The organism is Mesorhizobium sp. EU05-FHT14A09, assembly GCF_058790995.1.
Map to the genome: position 1 here is coordinate 158,565 of NZ_JBYTDF010000009.1, position 19,276 is coordinate 177,840.

Genomic DNA, 19,276 nt, shown 5'->3' on the forward strand with positions numbered 1-19,276 from the left:
AAACGGAAACGCTCTAGACATCGTGCTTGTCGCGCCGGCGCTTGCCCAGAAGCAGCTTGCGCTCGAGATGTGTCCGCAATTGCCCGTAATAGGCGGTGAGGAACGGTTTCGGGAAATAATCCTGGTGCCGAACCCCGATCTTTTCTGCGATCGCCGCCGCAACGGTGATCTGCGCGGCTTCGTTGTCCGCGCGCAAGACCTCCTCCAGCTTGTGGAGCTCGGCGATGCCGTAAACGTCCAGCTGAGCGGTCGTGAACTGAAAGTCGCGCTCCCTTGAGACTTGCGGTCGAGCCAGGTCCTCGGCCCGCGCCCGGTTCGGCACCTCGATAACCCAGGTGCCCGCGAGCAGGTCGCCGATGCGCATGCAGTCGCGGTTGAACAGCGGAAACAGCGCGAAGATCAGCGCCCAGGCTACGCCGAACACCGTCGTCAGCGTATCGGCAAGGCTGGTTCCGGCGCGCGCCATAAGCATGGACAGCGGCAGGAATACCTCGATCTCGCGCATCAGGTTGCGGGCAATCACCTGGTCGATGGCGAGCCCCGTGCCATCGCGGGAAGCGACCCGCAGGCCCATGATGCGCTTGCCGGGCGTGCGGCCGGCGCGACCGGCCTCGAAGACGAGGAAGTAAGCGTTGCGCAGGAAGAAGACGAGCACGATCCAGACGACAGCGATCGGTTCTATGCTGTCCAGTCCGAGCTGGCCCAGGCCGAGAGCCGCGACAAGAGTGATGATGATGCCGGCGGTCGCGATGAAGACGGCGTCGAGCAGGAAGGCGCTGGCGCGCGTGCCCGCGTCGGCCAGCGTGACGCCGAGATCGACACCTTCCGGTGTGATCAGCGACCGCCTGTGGGTCGCGGCAGGGCGTCGCTCGCGCCGCGCCATCAGGACTTCCCATCCCTGATTTCGGCCTGGACCAGATAGAAATAGCCGAGCCACACCGCCAGGAAGCCACCGCCGATCCAATAGCGCAAGCTGTCGCTGACGATAAGCTGGCGACCGAACCCTTCGAGCAGGCCGGCGGCAAGCAGCATCATGACGACACCGACCATGGCGCTGGCGGCGACACGGCCGGCCTTCGCGGCCGCCTTGATGCGCGACAGCGATCCGGGAAAGGCGATCCGGGTGCCGATGCGCATGCCGGCCGCACCGGCGATGCAGATGGCGAACAGCTCGGTGCTGCCATGGATGAACAGCCAGCCGCCGAATTCATAGCCCAGCCCCTTCGACCAATAGACCTGGAACATCGCGCCGAGGATGCAGCCGTTCATCAGGACCAGCAGGATCGTCGGCGCGGCGAGCATGAAACCCAGCGCGAAGGCGAGGATCGACACCTGCACGTTGTGGGTGAAAAGATAGGCTGCGAAGGTGGAAAGATAACCGTTGCCACCGTCATACAGGCCCTGGCGCAGCCATTCCACGGTGGCGTCCGGCCCTCGCCCGCCGGCAAGACTGGCCGGAATGATGGCGTCGTACCAGGTCTTGTCGGAAGCCACGAGCCGGAAGCCGGCAACGAAGCCGACCGTCATCAGCAGGACCGATGCCAGCGTTTCGCGCCAGAGGTCACGGATGGCACCGGGCCAGTCGCGGATGAAGAAATCCGTGACCCGCTCGACCACGCCGCGCCGGGCGCCGTAAAGATAGAAATAGCCGCGCAGGCTAAGGGATTCGAGATAGGCGATCAGCGCGCTGTCCAGCGAGGTGGCGCGAGCGACCGACAGCGCCGAAAGCGTCGAGCGGTAAAGCACCGGCAACGACAGCAATTCTTCGTCGGTCAGGGCTTTCGGCGAATGTTTTTCGGCGCGGTCGATCAGGTCCTCGAACGCCTTCCAGTCCCGCTCGCGCTCCGCGCGAAAGCCGGCGAGCGACTGGCGAACAGCGTCGGCGGCCGGGACATTCACAGCAGGTTCTCCCGCTTGAGCTCGAGAAAATGCCGCACCAGTTCCGGGCCGAGGCGGCGGTGATCGGCCTCCACCACATGCGCGCCCAGCCGCCGCAGCTTCGCGATGACCAGTTCGCGCTCGCGCAGCAGGCCGCCGGCAATGACCGATCGCGCGACATCTTCGCCGCTGGCAGGTCCGGTATCGGACAGGGTCTCCAGCTCCTCGTCCTTCATCAGCATGAACAGGACGAGATGGCGCTCGGTGATGCGGCCAACGGTGCGCAGCATCAGTTCGGCACTGATCGAATCGACGAAATCGGTGAAGATGACGACCAGCGAGCGCCGGTCGAGCTGGCCCGACAGGGTGGTCAAAGCCAGGGTGAAGTTGGTCTCCTCGTTGGAATAGTCGATCTCGGCGGCACGCTTCTGCACTGTCGCGAAGCCGGCGCTGCCGCGCACGACCCTGCCGATGACGCGCGGCCGGGCGTCAAAGCTGAACAGGCCGACCATGTCGCCGCTCTTCAGCGCGACGAAAGCGGTCAGCAGCGCGGCCGTCACGGCGCGGTCGAGCTTGGCGACGCCGTCGATCGGTTCGCACATCAGCCGTCCGGAATCGATGGCGAGCACGATGTTGTTGTTCTGCTCGCGGCGGAACTCGCGCGCCAGCAGCTTGCCGTGGCGGGCGCTGCGCTTCCAGTCGATCATGCGGCGGCCCATGCCGGGCTGATAATCCCGCAGCGCCTCGAATTCGCGGCCCTGGCCGGAGCTGCGCTGCTCCTTGCCCTCTGCCAGAGCGTCGCGCTGCAGCAGCGCGATCGCATCGTCGCGCACGCTGGCAATGTTGGGCAGCACCGCCACCTTATTGTCCATGGGCAGGACGACCTGTTTCCAGGCCAGCCCGAACGGGCCCGGCCAGCGCAGCCACAGCCTGTCGAGGCTCGCCATGCCGCGCCGCACGGCACGGAAGCGCAGTTCCAGCCCGCCACCCTCGGGCGTCGGAGAAAGGGCGCCGCCGGCCTCGCCGAGCGGGACGAGCCGCTCGTCATGGGCAATCCGCGCCTCGATGCGGTTCGGCCAGCCATTGGCGAAATAAGCACTGACGAAGACCGGGAACTGGCCGCCGATACCGACCTGCGGAACGGAGCGCAGGCCTGCGGTCAACGACGCGCGGCCGGGGCCGACGGAGGCGTCGACCGCGACGAACGCCAGAAGGATACAGACCCACAGCAGACCGAGATACCAGGCCGATGGCACCGCCAGCGCCACCAGGAAGGCCGGGACGACGCCAAGGACGGCCGCCCAGACGCAACGGCCGGTCGGGTAGATCACCGCGGCGCCTCCGTGAGGTCGACGAGCCCGGCCACGATCTGCTCGACCTCGCGGCCATCGATCTGGGCTGCCGGCGACAACACCACGCGATGGCGCAACGTCGGCAAGGCGAGTGCCTTGACGTCGTCCGGGACAACGTAGCCGCGACCGTCGAGTGCGGCACGGGCACGGGCGGCGCGGGCCAGCATGACGCCGGCGCGCGGGCTGGCGCCGACTTCCAGCTCGGCGCTTTCGCGTGTGCCGCGAACCAGCCGGGCGATGTAGTCGACCACTTCGTCGACCAGCGTCACCGAACTCACGGTCGCAAGCGCCGCCTGGAGGGTCTTGCCGTCAAGCTGCGGCATGATGTCGAAATCCTCGATCTTGCGCGCGCCGGAACCGCCGTGATTGACGATGATGGCACGCTCTTCCTCGGCGCTTGGATAAGAAACCCTGTGCTTGAACAGGAAGCGGTCGAGCTGCGCCTCGGGCAGCGGATAGACGCCCTGGTGTTCGATCGGGTTCTGGGTGGCGACAACCATGAAATTGGGGCCAAGCACGTGGGTGGTGCCGTCGAAGGTCACCGCATTTTCCTGCATCGCCTCGAGCAGGGCGGCCTGGGTTTTCGGCGGCGTGCGGTTGATCTCGTCGGCAAGCAGCAGGTCGCAGAAGATCGGTCCGCGCGTCAGGGTGAACTGGCCGGTCTGGAAATTGTAGATGTTGGAGCCGACGATGTCGCCGGGCATCAGGTCCGGGGTGAACTGGATGCGGCCATAGGTGACGCCGAGCGCCTGGGCGAAGCAGCGAGCGACCATCGTCTTGGCGGTGCCGGGCGGGCCTTCGAGCAGGATGTGGCCGCCTGCGAACAGCGCCGTCAGCATCAGGTCGACCATGTCGGCCTGCCCGGTAATCGCCTTGCCGACCTCGGCCCTGATACGGCCGGCGGCCGCCTTCACATCATCGACGTTCACGGAACCTCCTTGCAATCCAATCGTGCAGCCGGCGCGCGGACGACGCCAGCTCGGCTTCGCTGCCGGCATTGCGCACCGCATGCGAGAGCGATGCGTAGCCACCCTTGCCATCCTTGTCGCGGCCGGCGATCCAATCGTCCAGCGCATCGTCGCGCAGGCCTTGCGGAGCGCCGAGGATCGCGGCGGCCCGCCGTCGCATCAGCGCCGCATAGCGCGGCCCCAGCAGGTCGAGCCGGCCCGCACGGCGCATCAGCCTTGCGGTGGTTTCGACCAGAGCCTTCTTGCCGAAAGGAATGGCGCGCGTCTCGGCCTGCGCCGGTCCGAAGCGCCCGAGCCCATGCGCCAGCGCCAGCGCGGCGGCGGCGAGGACCGCCAGGGTAAGCGCCAGAAACGGCGGCTCCAGCAGAAGCTTCATCAGGTCGTGCTTGCGGCTGGCACCATGCAGGGTGAGATCGAATATCACCGGGTCGCTGTTGGGCCGCACCATCTTGATCAGGCCGATGGCGGCGGCCGCGCGCTCGGGGTCCTTCAGCGCGGCATTGTCGAGCATGTCGGGATCGGTAAGCACGAAGAACGGCTCGTGCTTGGCCTCGATCAGCACGGCGCGATCGCTGCCGGCCGAAACCACGGCTTCCTGCGAAACGGCCCATTGCAGGTCAGGCGGCGCAGGTGCGGGGAAAACGCCGTCACGGACCCGAAGTCGGCTCGCCTCGGCCTTGTCGCGACCGATGGTGGTTTCCGCGAAGCGGGCGAGCCACTGTTCGACCTCGCCGGCAGGCAGCCGGCCGAAGTGGATCTCCCAGCCTTCATGGGCAGGGTCGGGAATGGTCTGCCATTTGGGCAGGACGAACAGCGTCGTCCGCCCGCGACGGACATCGATGATTTCCTTCAACGTGTCGGGATCGCTGCGCGGACCGATGGTTATCACCGCCAGGGCGTTCGAGTGGAGTTCGTCGAGGCTGCGCGCGGTTTCCGGTTCGTCGCCGAGCAGCGTCATGAGTTGGTACAGGCCGGAGAAGCCGGTGCCGCTTTTCGACAGCACCGACGCACCGCCTTCCCGGCCGATGCGGAGATCCGGTGCGTATGTCGACAACAGCACGAAACCCGCCGCGGCGAGCAGGCTGGCCAGGATGATCCCGAACACGGTGCGCCGGTTGAAGGGCGACCCGGCCATGGCCAGCGAAACCGGTTCGCTCATGCCCACGCCCCCTTGAAGGCGAAACGCTCATAGGCCCCGCGCGCCCTGCGCCAGCCTTCGGCGCCGACCGGTGTCCTGGCGAACAGCGCCGTCTCGACGATGCGGGCCATCTCGGCAAAGGCGGCGCGGGCCATCTCCGGCAGCAGCGTCGCGCCAGCAATGTCGCGCGCCGTCAGCGACGGGCGCAGGAAGGAGGGCATGCGGTCGGAGATGTCCTCGACGCTGCGGCGCAGCAGCAGGTGCACCGCCTCGTCGTAGTCGCCTCGTGCGGCGAGCGCGTCAGCCTCCGACAGCAGGATCTGTGCCGCCGCCGCGTCGGGACGCCAGCTCTCGCTGGGCTCGTCGGCGCCGGTCTTTCTTCTCAATGGGAAACGCCAGGCGATGTCCTTAAATAGGAGGCCGACAAGGACCAGTATGACCACCACCCCGGCGATGACGATGGTCCAGAAGATGTAGACCATGTAGGGCGCGAGCTTCTGCAGCACCTCGGCCAGCGGGACCAGCCACTCCGGCGGCTTCGGCGGCTGGTAGGCCGGCAGTGCGAACTGGATGGAATCATCGGTCAGCAACTGGCGGTGCGCTTGCGCCAGCCCGTTCGCGACCTCATCCAGCGCTGCGTCGCTGCCTGCCATGCATCCCCCGCGTTCAGCGACAATCACTGACAACAGCGTATGAAAAATGCAAGCGCATGCCGGAACAATTCCAGCAGAAATTCGCAGTAGTTTTCCATTCGGAATTACTTAGAAACAAAGAGATGAATGTTTTTTGTCATTTCCATGAAAGACAAATACGCTCTGGACGAAACACAAAGATATTGGCAACTATGCGAGAGATGCGGCGTGGTGGAAACGCCGCACATCGAGAGGGGACAATATGAGCGTGGCAAGTTACGACCGGCCGGCGATATTCCGCATCGGCAGAGTGTTCGGCGACACATTCAACGTGTTTGGCCGCAATTTTGGATTATACATCGGGCTTAGCCTGATTTTCGCTGGCATACCGAATTTCCTCTATCAGCTTCTGATCGGATCGCAGGTCGAAGCTTCAGTCCAGACGAATGGAGCGCCACCACCCTCATTCGTCATTACGGCTTTGTTCGGTGCCCTCATCTTTTTCCTCATCTATATGGCGCTTTCGTCGGTGCTGCAGGCGGCCCTGGTGCGAGCGACGATCCAGGATCTGAACGGGCAGCAGCCGACCTTCGCCGACGCACTCAGCCGTGGCATAGCGTTGCTGCTGCCGGTCGTCGGGCTGTCCATCGTGATGTCGCTCGGAATCGGTCTCGCCAGCATTCTGCTGGTCATTCCAGGTCTCTATCTGCTCATACGATGGTCAGCTGCGGTCCCGGTGCTCGTGCAGGAGCGGCTCGGCATCCTTGCAAGCCTGAAGCGCAGCTCCGAGCTGACGGATGGAAGCCGCTGGCGCATATTCGGCCTCCTGATCGTGTTGGGAGTGGCGTTGATAATCCTGCAGTTGGTGCTGGGGGTTTTGCTGATGGCGATCATGCCTGCCCTGGGAACGGTTCTCGCAACAGCGCTGGCCACCAGTGTGTCGGCGATCTTTTCGGTACTCATTTCGATTGCCCTGGCGGTTTCTTATGTCGAACTGCGCTACATCAAGGAAGGCGCCGATGTGAGCGAACTCGCGAAGATCTTCTCATAAGGCGACGCAAGTCGCCTTATGGGATCGCGATTGCGACCCTGACACCGGTGCTTGAAGTCGGCGTCAGGGTCTGCGATTTGTGGCTCCGGAACGCTGGCGCTTGTTCTGCAGAGCCGGTTCCAAGCAACGGCACCCGAACCGTCCCGCCCGGAACACAATCCTATGCGACTCGCCTTCGCCGCCCTCGTCTTCCTGCTGCCTGCCCCGGCGCTGGCCGAATGCGCCATGACCGATGCCCTGCTCGCCCAGGCCTATCCGAAGGCGCAGCAGGGCGATAACGGCCTGATGGTCGATGGCGGCAGCTTTCAGCGCGTGGTGCAGCCTGAAGACGTGGTCTGCAAGGCATGGCCGTGGCGGCCGGAACTGACGCTGGCCGCCGTGCCGCTGCTCGAGGCCAAGCCGGCCGAGGAAGGCGTCAACAAGGGCGATGTCGAAATCCTCGTCACCGACCGCGCCGGCAAGCCGCTGGCGCGGCGACTGGAGCCGGGCATGGCCTTCTCCGACGCCATCCGCTTCGGCGACATGAGCCTCGACACCGCCCGCTACGACATTCGCGAAGGCCAGCGGGCCTTCGGCCTGCGCACCACGCAGTCCGGCAGTTCGCGCGTCAATCCGTTCGGAGAGCAGGCGCTGTGGCTCTACACCTTCGACAAGGGGCGCATCGAACGCGTGCTGGACGGGTTTCTGGTCGAGCAAGGCGTTGGCGAGAACAACGGCAACTGCCAGGGTGAATACACGGAGGCAAAGCGCACCATCACACTCGGCCCGAAGACCGGCTCAGGCTATCGTTCGCTCCAGGTGGAGCAGACTGTGACCGTTTCGACCTCGACGCCGACGACCGACGACTGCGTGACCAAGGAGGAGCCGGGCAAGAGCACACAGTTCGAGCTCAGCTACGACAAGGGCCGCTACCGCCTGCCAGCCAAGACCAGCAGTGACGGGCTGTTCTCCAGCATCGAGATCGGCGCGGAGTGAAGCCGGGCGGCGAAACCCGGCGCGCAGCTTGAAAGCGGGATGAGATTACGTCGAGTCGGCATCCCGCTCTATCTCTTTGTTGAAGCATGATCTTGTCCGAAAACCGGTTCCCACTTTTCGGGATCATGCCCCGGCGACCCCATGACGGGTTGATTAGCCGGGCAAAGTATGGTGGCTTCCCGGCCCATGAGAACCGCTTTGCTCACCGCGCTCGCCATGCTGGCCGCGAGTTCCACCGCCCACGCCCTCGACAGCCGCCTGAAGGCCGGGCTCCTGAAGCTCGATCCGCAGACGCGGCTGGAACAGCGCTGCGACGCCGAGGTGCTGGACCGGATCAGTCATGACGACCCGCATTACAAGGCCGATCGCGTCGTCGCCTACGCTTTCGGCCAGCCGGAAATGACGGACGATTCGATCAAGAGCAGGGGCGCGGCCTTCCGCAGCCATGGCGAGTGGTACCGGCTGAAGTTCAAATGCGAGACGGCGCCCGACCACATGGAAGTGCTGAATTTCAAGTACCGCATCGGCGACAGGATCGCGAAGGCCGACTGGTCGAAATATTACCTCTATCCGTGAGTGCGGATAGAGCCGCATCGGAAGCCACCGCGGCGGCTTGCCAGCGGCAATAGAAACGCCGTCATCCCTCTCCGCTGCACCCCTTTCGTCTCGGTCGGACGGAGCGCCTCATCGCCGCTTCGCTGGCAGTGCGTCCTTCGAGGCTCGCCTGATCATCGTTGCGCTTGCCTCGCAGCCGCCTGCGGGCGAGCACCTCAGGATGAGGACTATTGCGCAACCGCGCCAGCTTCTGAGACGCGCAGAATTTCACGTTCGAACGAGGCTGTGGCCGCACAACGGTCCTCATCCTGAGGAGCGAGCCCGCAGAACGTTGGAAACCATATCAACAGGTCAGCCGGGCGAGCCTCGAAGGACGCACCAAATCGATGCAGGCAACGCAGGCCGCTTTACCCGAACCGGATTGGAAACGGCGAGGGGTAAAGCCGGATCGACCGATTCGGCAACCCGTCCACTAAAACAGCCCCAGCGCCAGATAGGTCAGGGCAGCGATCGCGGCGGTGGCGGGCAAGGTCACCACCCAGGCGATGACGATGTTGCCGGCGATACCCCAGCGCACGGCCGAGACGCGGCGGGCGGCGCCGACGCCGATGATGGCGCCGGTGATGGTGTGGGTGGTGGAGACCGGAATGCCGAGCCAGGTCGCCGCGAACAGGGTGATGGCGCCGCCGGTTTCGGCACAGAAACCCTGCATCGGATTGAGCCTGGTGATCTTGGAACCCATCGTGTGCACGATGCGCCAGCCGCCGAACAGCGTGCCGATGGCGAGCGCGCTCTGGCAGGTGATGACCACCCAGAACGGCACGTAGAAGGTGTCGCCGAGCATGCCCTGTGAATAGAGCAGCACGGCGATGATGCCCATGGTCTTCTGCGCATCGTTGCCGCCATGGCCGAGCGAATAGAGCGAGGCAGAGAAGAACTGCAGCACGCGAAACGAGCTGTCGACGGCGAATGGCGTCTGGCGCACGCACACCCAGGACACGATCAGCACCAGCAGCAGCGCCAGCACGAAGCCGGTGAGCGGCGACAGCACGATGGCCGCCACCGTCTTCAGAAGGCCACTCCAGACGATGGCGCTGAAGCCGGTCTTGGCGAGACCGGCGCCGACCAGCCCGCCGATCAGCGCATGCGAGGAGCTGGACGGGATGCCGGCGAGCCAGGTGACGATGTTCCAGATAATCGCCCCGGTCAGCGCCGCGAAGATGACGCCGGGCGTGACGATGTCGGCATCGACGATGCCCTTGCCGATGGTCTCGGCGACATGCAGGCCGAAGATGGTGAAGGCGATGAAATTGAAGAAAGCCGCCCACAGAACGGCATATTGCGGCCGCAGCACCCGGGTCGAAACGATCGTGGCGATGGAGTTGGCGGCATCGTGCAGGCCGTTCAGGAAATCGAAGAACAGCGCGACGCCGATCAGCGCGACCAGGATCGGAAAGGCAATCGTCGGGTCCATGTCGGTCAGACGTTCTCGATGACGATGCCGCTGATCTCGTTGGCGACGTCCTCGAAACGGTCGACGACCTTCTCGAGCTGGCCATAGATCTCGGAGCCGATCATGTAGGCCATCGGGTCGGACTTGCCGTGGCGGCGGAAGAGGTCCCTGAGGCCCTGCTCGTGCAGGTCGTCGGCGCGCCCTTCGACGCGCATCACCTGCTCGGCGATGGCGTTGAGCCGTGTCGCATGCGTGCCGATCTTGTTGAGCAGCGGGATCGCCTCCGCCACCAGCCTGGCCGCCTCGACGATGACGACGCCCATCTCCTGCATGAGCGGATCGAACTCGCGCTTCTCGAACAGCTTCACCGTCTTGACGGTCTTGTGCATCATGTCGATGGCGTCATCCATCGACTGGATCAGGTCCTTGATGTCGCCGCGATCGAACGGCGTGATGAAGGAACGCCGCACCGCCAGCAGAACTTCCGCCGTGATCGCATCGGCCTGGTTCTCGAGTTCGATGATCTCCTTGCACCAGTGCTCGACATCCCTGCCGGCCAGCATCTGCTGCAGGGCCTCGGCGCCGCCGACGACGGTGCGGGAATGCTGTTCGAACAGATCGAAGAAACGATCCTCGCGCGGCAAAAGCCGCCTGAACCAGCCCAGCATGTTTTTCTCCGCAACGTCTGCAAGTCGGCAAAGCCATAACGCCTTTATGCCGGATAACGCAAACAGATAGCCGGCTTTTGAACAGTCCAGGGTTTGCGCATGCGGAATCCGATGCTGGTACCGGCACCGCTGCGCAGGGGGAGTTCTCGTTCACCTTCGCTTTGGCGCGCCGACGCTCATTTTCAGCGTTGGCCCCAGCACCGTCTACCAACAGTGATCGTCAACGCAGGAGATTGGCGAGCACGCCCCGGTCCCGTCATCCTCGACCTCGGAGGGAGCGAAGCGACTGGTCGGGGATCCATTCCGGAACGCGGCAGATTCTGCCGACGGCACAAGACATTCCGTCACTGTCGCGAACCGAAGCCAACGAACCATAATCGGGAGCGGAACCTGAGCGTATTCCGCCCTATTCTTCAGCCCGCGAGGCGCGCGCGAAACAAGGTGCAGCCATCCGCCAGCGACGACCGGGAGATGTCGCGGAACCCGGCCTCGGTCATCCAGGCGCGGTACTGGCCTTCCGTGTAGGCCTCGCCGTGGCGATAGAGGTTGAGGAAGGTGAGGTTGAGAAAGACGCCCTCGGTCGGGCCGAGGCGGTCGTCGTCGACCACCCCCCATCCCGCGACCGCGATCTCGCCGCCGGGGTTGAGGCAACGCGCCGCGTTCAGAATCGCGCTGCGCGCCTTGTCCGGTGGAAGCACCTGGACGACAGCCTTCAGGATTGCCAGGTCGTGCCGGCCGATCGATGGCGCGAGCGTTATGTCCCCCTCTTCGACGACCACGTCGCCGGCACCGTATTCCGACAGGATATCCGGCGCTGCCGCCGCGACCGTCGGCAGTTCCATCAGCGTCGCCGAAAGCCGCGGCCACCGCTCGCGCAGCCCGACAAGAATGGTGCCGGCGCCACCGCCGATGTCGATCACCGAACCGATCGCAGAGAGGTCCATCGCCTCAGCCAGATGCCGGCCGAAGATCACCCCACCCGGGGCGAGCATGCGGCTGAACGCGGCCGCCTCCTCGGGCCCTGCTTCGGAAAAGTCGTGCAGCGCGGCCGGCCGGTTCTGACGCAGCGAATCCGCGGTCAAGAGGTCGGCACCCCAGAGTTCGCGCAGCAGGGCATGGTCGCCACCGCGATAGGTCGGGCTGGATGCGTCGAGGAAGGCCGATGCTTCGGCTCCGTTGCCAAACCGGCCATCCGCGACTTCGAGAAGACCGATGCTGGCCAACGCGTAGAGCAGCCGCGACAGGCGATCGGGATCGACGTCGAGCGCTGCCGCAAGGCTGTCGGCAGTCTGCGCGCCGTCGCCGAGCCGCGTGAAGATGCCCAGGTCCAGCCCGGCACGCAGCGCCAAGGCAGGCGGCACCGCCGCAATCAGTTTTTCGATCCGGTCATAATCCACCATGCCACATCCGTTTCCGTGGTCAGACTTCGAGCAGCCTGGAAGATGGATCCGACCGAGCGGCGGGGCGCCACAAGGGCAATTCCAGGAGAGCCGCTTTTCCGCCAGCACTTGCGTGAAAACAAAGGGTTAGAGCGCCCCGCGTTTCCGAAAACGCGGAAACGCTCTAACTGTTGCCGGAACTCTGTCACGGAACCGAAGCGCCTTTCAACTGACATGCCCTGCCATGAGGAGGCGCCGGCGCATGAAGCGTAATTCCGCGGTGTTTGTTCGAGAGGCTCCCTATGCCTTCATCGCCAGCACCAGCCAGGGCACGCCGAACTTGTCCGTCACCATGCCGAACTGGTCGACCAAGTCGACCTGGTCGGCCCAGTCGACCTCGGTGAGCGGCGTGGTTACCGTGCCGCCTTCGCTGAGCGCTTCGAAGATGCGGCGGGCCTCGCTGGCACCTTCGATGTGCAGCGAGACGTTGAAGCCTTGCATCGGCCTGTGCTGGTCAGCCGGCACGTCGTTGCCGCGCAACACCGAATGACCGAGGCTGAGTTCGGCGAAGCGGACCTGATCGGGAGCGGCGGCGGCCGAGCCTGGCGGCAGTGTCTTGTCTTCGTTGGCGCCGAACGTGTTCATCACCGTGATGACCCCGCCCATCAGCCGGGCATAGAATTCGAACGCCTGCCGGCACTCGCCGGCAAAGGCCAGTTGTGGTGCGATGTTCATCGTGCAGTTCCTCTATAGGTGCTGCTTGTCGAACGCGAAGGGGGGAATGGGGTTCCTGTCAAGTTGAGCTCTAGCACTCGTCATCCTCGACCTCGGAGGGAGCGAAGCGACTGGTCGGGGGTCGATTCCGGAACGCTGATGAGAACAGAGCTGGGTCCGTTCCAGCGAGCAAACTCGAAATGCGAGCTGAAGCCAGGTCTGGACCGCAGCGTCTTCGTCCGCGTTCCGGAATGGATCCCCGACACTCTCCGCTCCCTACGGTCGCCGCGAGGTCGAGGATGACGAAGGTAAAAGGTGCCTCCGCCAATCTCCAACGGCAGCGCTGACGTCGCTGGCAGCATTGTCGGTGGGCGGCGTTGTTCAAGCTCGGTGTTTTGGCAGGTGACCGCTTCCGCGCAACGATGCGCGAAAACTCGATCTGCCATATCTCCGGGCCTTGACGAAAACCGCCGCGCCTGTTGAGACCGGGCGATCGGAATGGGGCGGGGCAGCCTGTGAAGCGCGTTTTTCAGTTGATCGCAGCGGCGATCATGGCCTCCGGCATGGCCGGCTGCACCAGCATTTCTTATTATGCCAAGTCACTGGAAGGCCATGTCGAGATCATGGCGGCGCGGAAGAATGTCGGCAGGCTGATCCAGGATCCGGCGACGCCGCAAGCGCTGCGCGCCAGGCTGATGTCGGCAAGCGCCATCCGGCAATACGCCACGGACGCGCTGGCGCTGCCCGACAACAGCAGCTACCGCAGCTATGCCGACATAGGCCGCGAGGCGGTGGCCTGGGCGGTTTTCGCCGCGCCGCAATTCTCGCTGACGCCACGAACCTGGTGCTTTCCGGTGTTCGGCTGCGTGCCGTATCGCGGCTATTTCGACCGCAAGGAAGCGGCCGAAAATGCCGTCGCACTGCACAAGGAAGGCTTCGACGTCCACGTCACCGGCGTCACCGCCTATTCGACGCTCGGCTGGTCGAGCGACCCGCTGCTGTCGACCATGCTCGGCCAGAACGACACGTTTCTTGCCAGCCTGATCTTCCACGAACTGGCGCATCAGCGCGTCTATGTGAACGGCGATTCCGCCTTCAACGAAGCCTTCGCGGTGGCCGTCGAAACCAGCGGGGTGCGCAAATGGCTGCGTGCCAGCGGCAACCTGGCCGAGCTTCGCCGCTACGAGGCCGACCGCAGGCGCCGCGCCGATTTCCTGCGCCTGCTCGCGACCACCCGCGAGGAGCTGCAGCAGGTCTATCAGAGCTCGCGAAGCATCGAGCAGAAGACGGCTGCCAAGGCAGCGACGATCGAGACGCTGCGGGCGCGCTACCGGCAGATGCGCGACCGGCGCTGGGCGGGATACCGGGGCTATGACGCCTGGTTCGCCGCGCCGATCAACAACGCCAAGCTCGCCGCCACCGCCGTCTATGGCGAACAGGTTCCGGCATTCCTGCGCCTGTTCGAGCTGTGCTCCGGCGATTACCCGAAATTCTACGCCGCCGTCCAGAAGATCGGGAACCTGCCGCAGCCTGCCCGTGCCGGGGCGCTCGCAGCGGCGAAGGCGTGCCGTTGATCCGAGCGACGGGAGGTCGGCGGGCGCGAACAACCGCATATGGCGTAAGCCCCTCTCCGTCTCGCGCAAGGCGGCGGCAAAGCCGCCGTGCCCGAGCCACCTCTCCCCGCCTTCGGCAGGGCGAGGAACCGCAGTTGATGCGGCGGCGCTTCTCCAGCTTGGGTTGCTCTCCCCCATGAATGAGAGAGGTGGCTCGGCAGAGCCGAGACGGAGAAGGGGAGCTCATAAGCGATGCCCTGAAGGCAAGGGCAGCGCTTCCCGGTAGCAAACGCGCCGACTAAGGTGCCGCCCAGCGAGCAGCTCCCAACCTACGGTTTTCGCCATGTCACGACAGACGGGAACACCCGACAACCCGGCCGAAAGTGCGTGGCTCCAGCTAGCTGGCGCGGGGGACGCATCGGCATTCGACCAACTGGTGAAGCCTTACCGCAAGCGGCTGCACGCGCATTGCTACCGCATGCTCGGCTCCCCCTTCGATGCCGACGATGCCTTGCAGGAGACGCTGCTTGCGGCATGGCGCGGGCTGGGTTCGTTCGAAGGGCGCAGTTCGCTCGCCACCTGGCTGACCAGCATCGCCACCCGCGTCTGCCTGCGCATCGTCGAGAAACGGCCCCGCCGTCTCACCTCGCGCGATCGCGCCGCGCCGTTGCTGACCACGGCGAAACTCGGCGAACCGGTGACGGGCCCGGTATGGCTGGAGCCGATGCCGGATGGCGAGCTGCTGTCTGAAGGCACCGACAACGAAGACCCGGGCACGATCCTGCTGCGCCGCGAACATATCGGGCTCGCCTTCGTCGCCATGCTGCAGCACCTGCCCGGCCTGCAACGCGCCGTGCTGCTGCTGCGCGAGGTGCTTGGCTATTCGGCCGCCGAGACCGCCGACATGCTGGGAACCAGCGTGGCCGCGGCCAACAGCGCGCTGCAGCGTTCGCGACAGACGATGCGGACGAAGACCGACATCGGCGAGAAGAAGCCCGTCGACCCGCAAGCGCTCGAACCGTTGCTGCAGGCCTTCGTCTCGGCCTGGGAAAGCCGCGACCTCAGCGCCATGGTCGAGCTGCTGGCCAACGACGTTCGCTTCACCATGCCGCCGCTTCCCGCCTGGTTCAGCGGCCGCGCCTTCGTCGCAAAATTCTTCGGCGAGCGCGTGTTCGAGACGCCGTGGCGGCTGGAGCCGCTGCGCGGCAACGGCCAGCCCGGTTTCGCCTGCTATATCAAACAAGCTGGCGACGACCGCTTCCGTCCGGGCGGCATCGTGCTGCTGAGCTTCGCCAACGGCCGCATCGCCGCCATCGACAGTTTTATCGATCCCGTGGTCTGCCGCCGGTTCGGCACGCGCGAGGAGTTCGACTAGGCGCGTTTTGGCTTTTGTAACTACTCAGGATGAGGGAGGTGCGGGCCATTCCCCCCCCCCGCTTCAAAATAAACGACCTTTGCACAACAGTCCTCATCCTTGTTTGGACCGGGGGAGATCGCGAACAGATGTGCGTCCTTCGAGGCTCGCTTCGCGAGCACCTCAGGATTAGGGGCATCGTGCCTTTCGGGCAAAAATTCTGGAACGTCTCAGATATTGAGCGCCGTTTCACCCAACGCCCCTCATCCTGAGGCGTCGTGCCTTTCGGGCAAAAATTCTGGAACGTCTCAGATATTGAGCGCCGTTTCACCCAACGGTCCTCATCCTGAGGTGCTCGCCCGCACGTCGACTGAAGGCACAGCCCGGTCCCTTGCCGGGCGAGCCTCGAAGGACGCACCAAAAGCGGTTCTTCATTCTCCAGCCGGGTTCAAGATAGATTAGGCGTATCCAGCGGTTCGGGGTTGCCATGAGCCAATTCGAGATGGTGGTTTACATTCTGCGCTGCATGGACGGTTCCTACTATGTCGGCTCGACCAAGCAAGACATCGAAGCGCGCGTCTGGGAACACAACAATCTGCCGATCGACAGCTATACAGCCAGAAGACGTCCGGTCACGCTCGTCTTTGCTGAAGCCTACGATCGAATTACGGACGCCATTGCGCGGGAACGGCAGATCAAGGGCTGGTCCCGCAGGAAGAAGGAGGCGCTCATAGCCCTAGCCTATGACAACCTACCTGAGCTTTCGCGTAGAGGGCATCTGGTTCCAAAGCGACGGGATATGGATTTTTAGGTGCATTACGTAGCCAAGTAGAATCACTTGGCGTTACAAAAATGCGGCGAAAACAAAACTTAGAGCGTTTCCGCGTTTCCGTGAAAAACGGAAACGCTCTAGGTGCGTCCTTCGAGGCTCGCTTCGCGAGCACCTCAGGATGAGGGGCGTTGTGCAGTTCACAGCGAAAACTGTTCGCGATGTCCTCGGTCCAAACAAGGATGAGGATGGTTGTACAGGAGCCCCAAATTTCGGAGACGCTGCGGAATTCGCGGCCGCCATCCGACGGTCCTTATCCTGACAATTGCTCCCTCCCCCGGGCATTGTCGAGTTGGACGGCGCATTCACCATTGTCACGAGGACACGGGCGGAACGATTGAGAATCGGACCGCGAACAATCGTGAGAGAAGCTGATAGGCGAAGCCGATTCCGGCAGGGGTGAGCAATTATCCGCTCTTTGTGGAACCGCTCGAACTTTTTTCACCGCGCAGCGATGAGTTTCGACGTCGCGATGTCTCCAAGCGAATGACAGGCCCGGATGGTCCGGGACTGCATCGTTCCGCACAAGGACATCTGCCATGGCCAAGCTCGTCGTCAGCATTCTGAGTTCCCTCGACAATTATTGCGCCTGCCCGGGCGGGCGGCTCGACGGGTTGCCGATGGGGTCGGCGTTCAGCGTGCACAACCTCGACCTGATGCGCAGCGCGGGCACGTTGCTGTTCGGCGCCGTCACCTTCCCGATGTTCGAGGGCTATTGGCCGAACATCGACCGCGGCAGCGACCCGGTGCAGCGTGAGATCGCCGAGCGCTGCGATGCTTGCCGCAAGCTGATCGTCAGCGACCGGCTGGTGGTGGCGGCAACGTCGCCCTGGGCCGATGCCGAAGTGGTGGGCAGGTCTGGCGCGCATCAGCGCATTGCCCAACTCAAGGCGCAGGCCGGCGCCGACCTGCTGATCTTCGGCAGCCACGTGCTGTTCAACGACCTGCTGCGGCATGGCCTGGTCGACGAGGTCCATCTTCTGGTCGGCAATGTCGTGCTGGGCGGCGGCGTGCCCACTTTCGAACCCGGCGTGACCGCGCCGTTCAGGCTGCTTGGTCAGCGCAAGCTGCCCGGCTCGGACATCGCTGCCCTGCACTATGATTGTCGCTGAGGTGGACCGCTGAGCGATCCGGCGTTCAGCGGATGTCGTCAACCCTCACCGAGCGGCCATTGAACTCGGCGGTGTCGGATGTCTCCAAGCCGTCGATCGCCTGATAGAACGGCGCGCGCGGGGACAGGCCGGTCAGCTCGATCCCGTCGCAGGTGAAATGATCCATGGAGATGCCGATGACGAAGTGGCGGCCATCGACGGTCACGATCGCGCCTGGCTCGACGAGCTGTTTCGGCCCGAAGTCGAGCGTTTCCAGCGCCGCGACCTTGGCTTCGGCGGTGCGCACCATTTTCTCGAGGTCTTCAGCGAGTTCCGCCTGCGTCCAGGCCTGGGCCTGATCGTCAGCGTCGGTCGCTTCATCCTCGAGCGGCTTGCTGGCCCGAAGATGCTCGGCATAGGCGGCCCTGGCGCCGTCCAGTTCGGCCGAGGCCAGTTCACTCAACCTGCTGCGCACGCTGGCCTTGTTCATTTACCGATCTCCCTTCCTGAGCCTGACACCATCTGCCACGAGACACGGCTGAGTTTTCGTCGCCTTGCGTCCAGCGTCAATGCCAAGTTTCCAACCCGTCGACGTCATGGATCTGCTGAGAGGCAATCACATGGGCACGAAGGGCGCAAACGGCCAGCGACTGAAACACCGGATCGCCAACCACGTTGCCCGACGCCCACCCCTGCTCTACTCAAGGCGCGCGCAATGAGTGAAGGACATCGCCAGTGGGATGGGAAACGTTGGAGCTGTGGGGCACCACCCGCATCGAAGCGCTCTCCGGCGGTGTCGCCAATGATGTGTGGAGCGTGCGCGTCAACGGTGCGCTTGCGGTCGCCCGCCTGGGCTCGCGCAGCGACGTCGATCTCGCCTGGGAAGCCGGGTTGCTGCAGCATCTCGACCGCCATGGCCTGACCGTCCCGGTGCCGATCCCGACAAAGGACGGCAGGCTGTTCGCGCATGGCCTGATGGTGATGCGCTATGTCGAAGGCGGTGCGCCCGAAACCGAGGCCGACTGGCGCCGCGTCGCCGAGACGCTGCGGCACCTGCACCGGCTGACATCGGGCTGGCCACAGCGTCCGGGCTGGCGCTCATCGGCCGACCTGCTTTCCGCCACCACCGGCACGAAGATCGACCTGACCGCCATGCCGCCCGAAGGCGTGGCGCGCTGCCGGGCAGCCTGGGCGCGGCTCGCCGGGCGCCAGACCGCGGTCGTTCACGGCGACCCCAACCCGCGCAACATCCGCATTACCGCGGAGCGGGTCGCGCTGATCGACTGGGACGAGTCGCATGCCGACGTGCCCGAGCTCGACCTGGCGCTGCCGCACAATGCCGCCGGGCTGGAAGCAGCGGCCTATGACATTGCCGCGCAAGCATCCGCGGCCTGGGAAGCCGCGGTGTGCTGGGACGACGACTATTCGAAAAGGCGGCTGGCCGAGGTTCGTGCGGTGTAGAGGCCGACGCCGGTGCCACCTGCCCTCTCCTGAGCGCAATCACCAAGCCGGGGACCATCCTTTCTGCGTTCCGGAATGGATCCCCGACACTCTGCGGTCGCTTCGCTCCCTGCGAGGTCGAGGATGACGGAGTTCCCTTTTCGCCGCAGCCAATCAACAGAGCGTTTCCGTTTTCACGGAACGGCGGAACGCTCCAACGCTTGGGCTTTTTCCGAACGGAAAACA

The 19,276-nt window shown here is 64.5% G+C and carries 19 protein-coding genes; 8 read left to right on the forward strand and 11 right to left on the reverse strand.

Features of this window, described 5'->3' with window-relative positions; genetic code table 11:
* Positions 1-13: 13 nt before the first annotated feature.
* Genes AC3WTO_RS24865 through AC3WTO_RS24890 form a run of 6 tightly spaced genes read right to left on the reverse strand, consistent with a single transcriptional unit; the run spans position 14 to position 5,989 of the window.
* A complete protein-coding gene (locus tag AC3WTO_RS24865; protein WP_492463579.1) occupies positions 14-883 on the reverse strand; it encodes an RDD family protein in 870 nt (289 codons plus the stop codon).
* Positions 883-1,899, reverse strand: a complete 1,017-nt coding sequence (locus AC3WTO_RS24870; RefSeq protein ID WP_492463578.1) for a stage II sporulation protein M — start codon at positions 1,897-1,899, stop codon at positions 883-885. Before AC3WTO_RS24870 ends, AC3WTO_RS24865 begins: the two co-directional genes overlap by 1 nt.
* Complete coding sequence (locus AC3WTO_RS24875) at positions 1,896-3,209, reverse strand: DUF58 domain-containing protein (RefSeq protein WP_492463577.1); 1,314 nt, start codon at positions 3,207-3,209, stop codon at positions 1,896-1,898. The genes AC3WTO_RS24870 and AC3WTO_RS24875 overlap by 4 nt, the downstream gene beginning before the upstream one ends.
* On the reverse strand, positions 3,206-4,159 hold the full coding sequence (locus AC3WTO_RS24880) for an AAA family ATPase (RefSeq protein ID WP_492463576.1): 954 nt from the start codon (positions 4,157-4,159) through the stop codon (positions 3,206-3,208). The genes AC3WTO_RS24875 and AC3WTO_RS24880 overlap by 4 nt, the downstream gene beginning before the upstream one ends.
* A complete protein-coding gene (locus AC3WTO_RS24885) occupies positions 4,146-5,357 on the reverse strand; it encodes a DUF4350 domain-containing protein (protein WP_492463575.1) in 1,212 nt (403 codons plus the stop codon). Before AC3WTO_RS24885 ends, AC3WTO_RS24880 begins: the two co-directional genes overlap by 14 nt.
* Entirely contained in the window at positions 5,354-5,989 is a 636-nt protein-coding gene (locus tag AC3WTO_RS24890; protein WP_492463574.1) for a DUF4129 domain-containing protein, read from the reverse strand. Before AC3WTO_RS24890 ends, AC3WTO_RS24885 begins: the two co-directional genes overlap by 4 nt.
* A 241-nt stretch (positions 5,990-6,230) precedes the next feature.
* Here AC3WTO_RS24890 and AC3WTO_RS24895 point away from each other — a divergent pair, with 241 nt between their 5' ends.
* From AC3WTO_RS24895 to AC3WTO_RS24905, 3 genes are all read left to right on the forward strand, one after another.
* Positions 6,231-7,019, forward strand: coding sequence for a hypothetical protein (locus AC3WTO_RS24895; RefSeq protein ID WP_492463573.1), 789 nt, complete (start codon positions 6,231-6,233; stop codon positions 7,017-7,019).
* A 162-nt stretch (positions 7,020-7,181) separates the two neighbouring features.
* Positions 7,182-7,994, forward strand: coding sequence for a PA3715 family protein (locus AC3WTO_RS24900; RefSeq protein ID WP_492463572.1), 813 nt, complete (start codon positions 7,182-7,184; stop codon positions 7,992-7,994).
* A gap of 168 nt (positions 7,995-8,162) precedes the next feature.
* Complete coding sequence (locus AC3WTO_RS24905) at positions 8,163-8,570, forward strand: DUF930 domain-containing protein (RefSeq protein WP_492463571.1); 408 nt, start codon at positions 8,163-8,165, stop codon at positions 8,568-8,570.
* Positions 8,571-9,021: 451 nt separating this feature from the next.
* Here AC3WTO_RS24905 and AC3WTO_RS24910 read toward each other — a convergent pair whose 3' ends face one another.
* The 4 genes from AC3WTO_RS24910 to AC3WTO_RS24925 form a co-directional block, all read right to left on the reverse strand.
* Positions 9,022-10,023, reverse strand: coding sequence for an inorganic phosphate transporter (locus AC3WTO_RS24910; protein WP_492463570.1), 1,002 nt, complete (start codon positions 10,021-10,023; stop codon positions 9,022-9,024).
* A 5-nt stretch (positions 10,024-10,028) separates the two neighbouring features.
* Complete coding sequence (locus AC3WTO_RS24915) at positions 10,029-10,670, reverse strand: DUF47 family protein (RefSeq protein ID WP_492463569.1); 642 nt, start codon at positions 10,668-10,670, stop codon at positions 10,029-10,031.
* Positions 10,671-11,083: 413 nt separating this feature from the next.
* On the reverse strand, positions 11,084-12,070 hold the full coding sequence (locus AC3WTO_RS24920; RefSeq protein WP_492463568.1) for a methyltransferase: 987 nt from the start codon (positions 12,068-12,070) through the stop codon (positions 11,084-11,086).
* Between the two features lie 279 nt (positions 12,071-12,349).
* Complete coding sequence (locus tag AC3WTO_RS24925; protein WP_492463567.1) at positions 12,350-12,784, reverse strand: VOC family protein; 435 nt, start codon at positions 12,782-12,784, stop codon at positions 12,350-12,352.
* Between the two features lie 494 nt (positions 12,785-13,278).
* Here AC3WTO_RS24925 and AC3WTO_RS24930 point away from each other — a divergent pair, with 494 nt between their 5' ends.
* From AC3WTO_RS24930 to AC3WTO_RS24945, 4 genes are all read left to right on the forward strand, one after another.
* Positions 13,279-14,337: an aminopeptidase gene (locus tag AC3WTO_RS24930; protein WP_492463566.1), complete on the forward strand. Its 1,059-nt coding sequence runs from the start codon at positions 13,279-13,281 to the stop codon at positions 14,335-14,337.
* A 322-nt stretch (positions 14,338-14,659) separates the two neighbouring features.
* On the forward strand, positions 14,660-15,691 hold the full coding sequence (locus AC3WTO_RS24935) for an RNA polymerase subunit sigma-70 (protein WP_492463565.1): 1,032 nt from the start codon (positions 14,660-14,662) through the stop codon (positions 15,689-15,691).
* 466 nt (positions 15,692-16,157) lie between these two features.
* A complete protein-coding gene (locus AC3WTO_RS24940) occupies positions 16,158-16,481 on the forward strand; it encodes a GIY-YIG nuclease family protein (protein ID WP_492463564.1) in 324 nt (107 codons plus the stop codon).
* Between the two features lie 557 nt (positions 16,482-17,038).
* Complete coding sequence (locus AC3WTO_RS24945) at positions 17,039-17,611, forward strand: dihydrofolate reductase family protein (RefSeq protein WP_492463563.1); 573 nt, start codon at positions 17,039-17,041, stop codon at positions 17,609-17,611.
* Between the two features lie 25 nt (positions 17,612-17,636).
* Here the strand turns inward: AC3WTO_RS24945 and AC3WTO_RS24950 are convergent, their stop codons facing one another.
* Positions 17,637-18,080, reverse strand: coding sequence for a hypothetical protein (locus AC3WTO_RS24950; protein WP_492463562.1), 444 nt, complete (start codon positions 18,078-18,080; stop codon positions 17,637-17,639).
* 245 nt (positions 18,081-18,325) lie between these two features.
* On the opposite strand from AC3WTO_RS24950, the gene AC3WTO_RS24955 reads away from it, so the two are divergent.
* A complete protein-coding gene (locus AC3WTO_RS24955) occupies positions 18,326-19,051 on the forward strand; it encodes a phosphotransferase enzyme family protein (RefSeq protein ID WP_492463561.1) in 726 nt (241 codons plus the stop codon).
* The last annotated feature ends 225 nt before the right edge of the window (positions 19,052-19,276 follow it).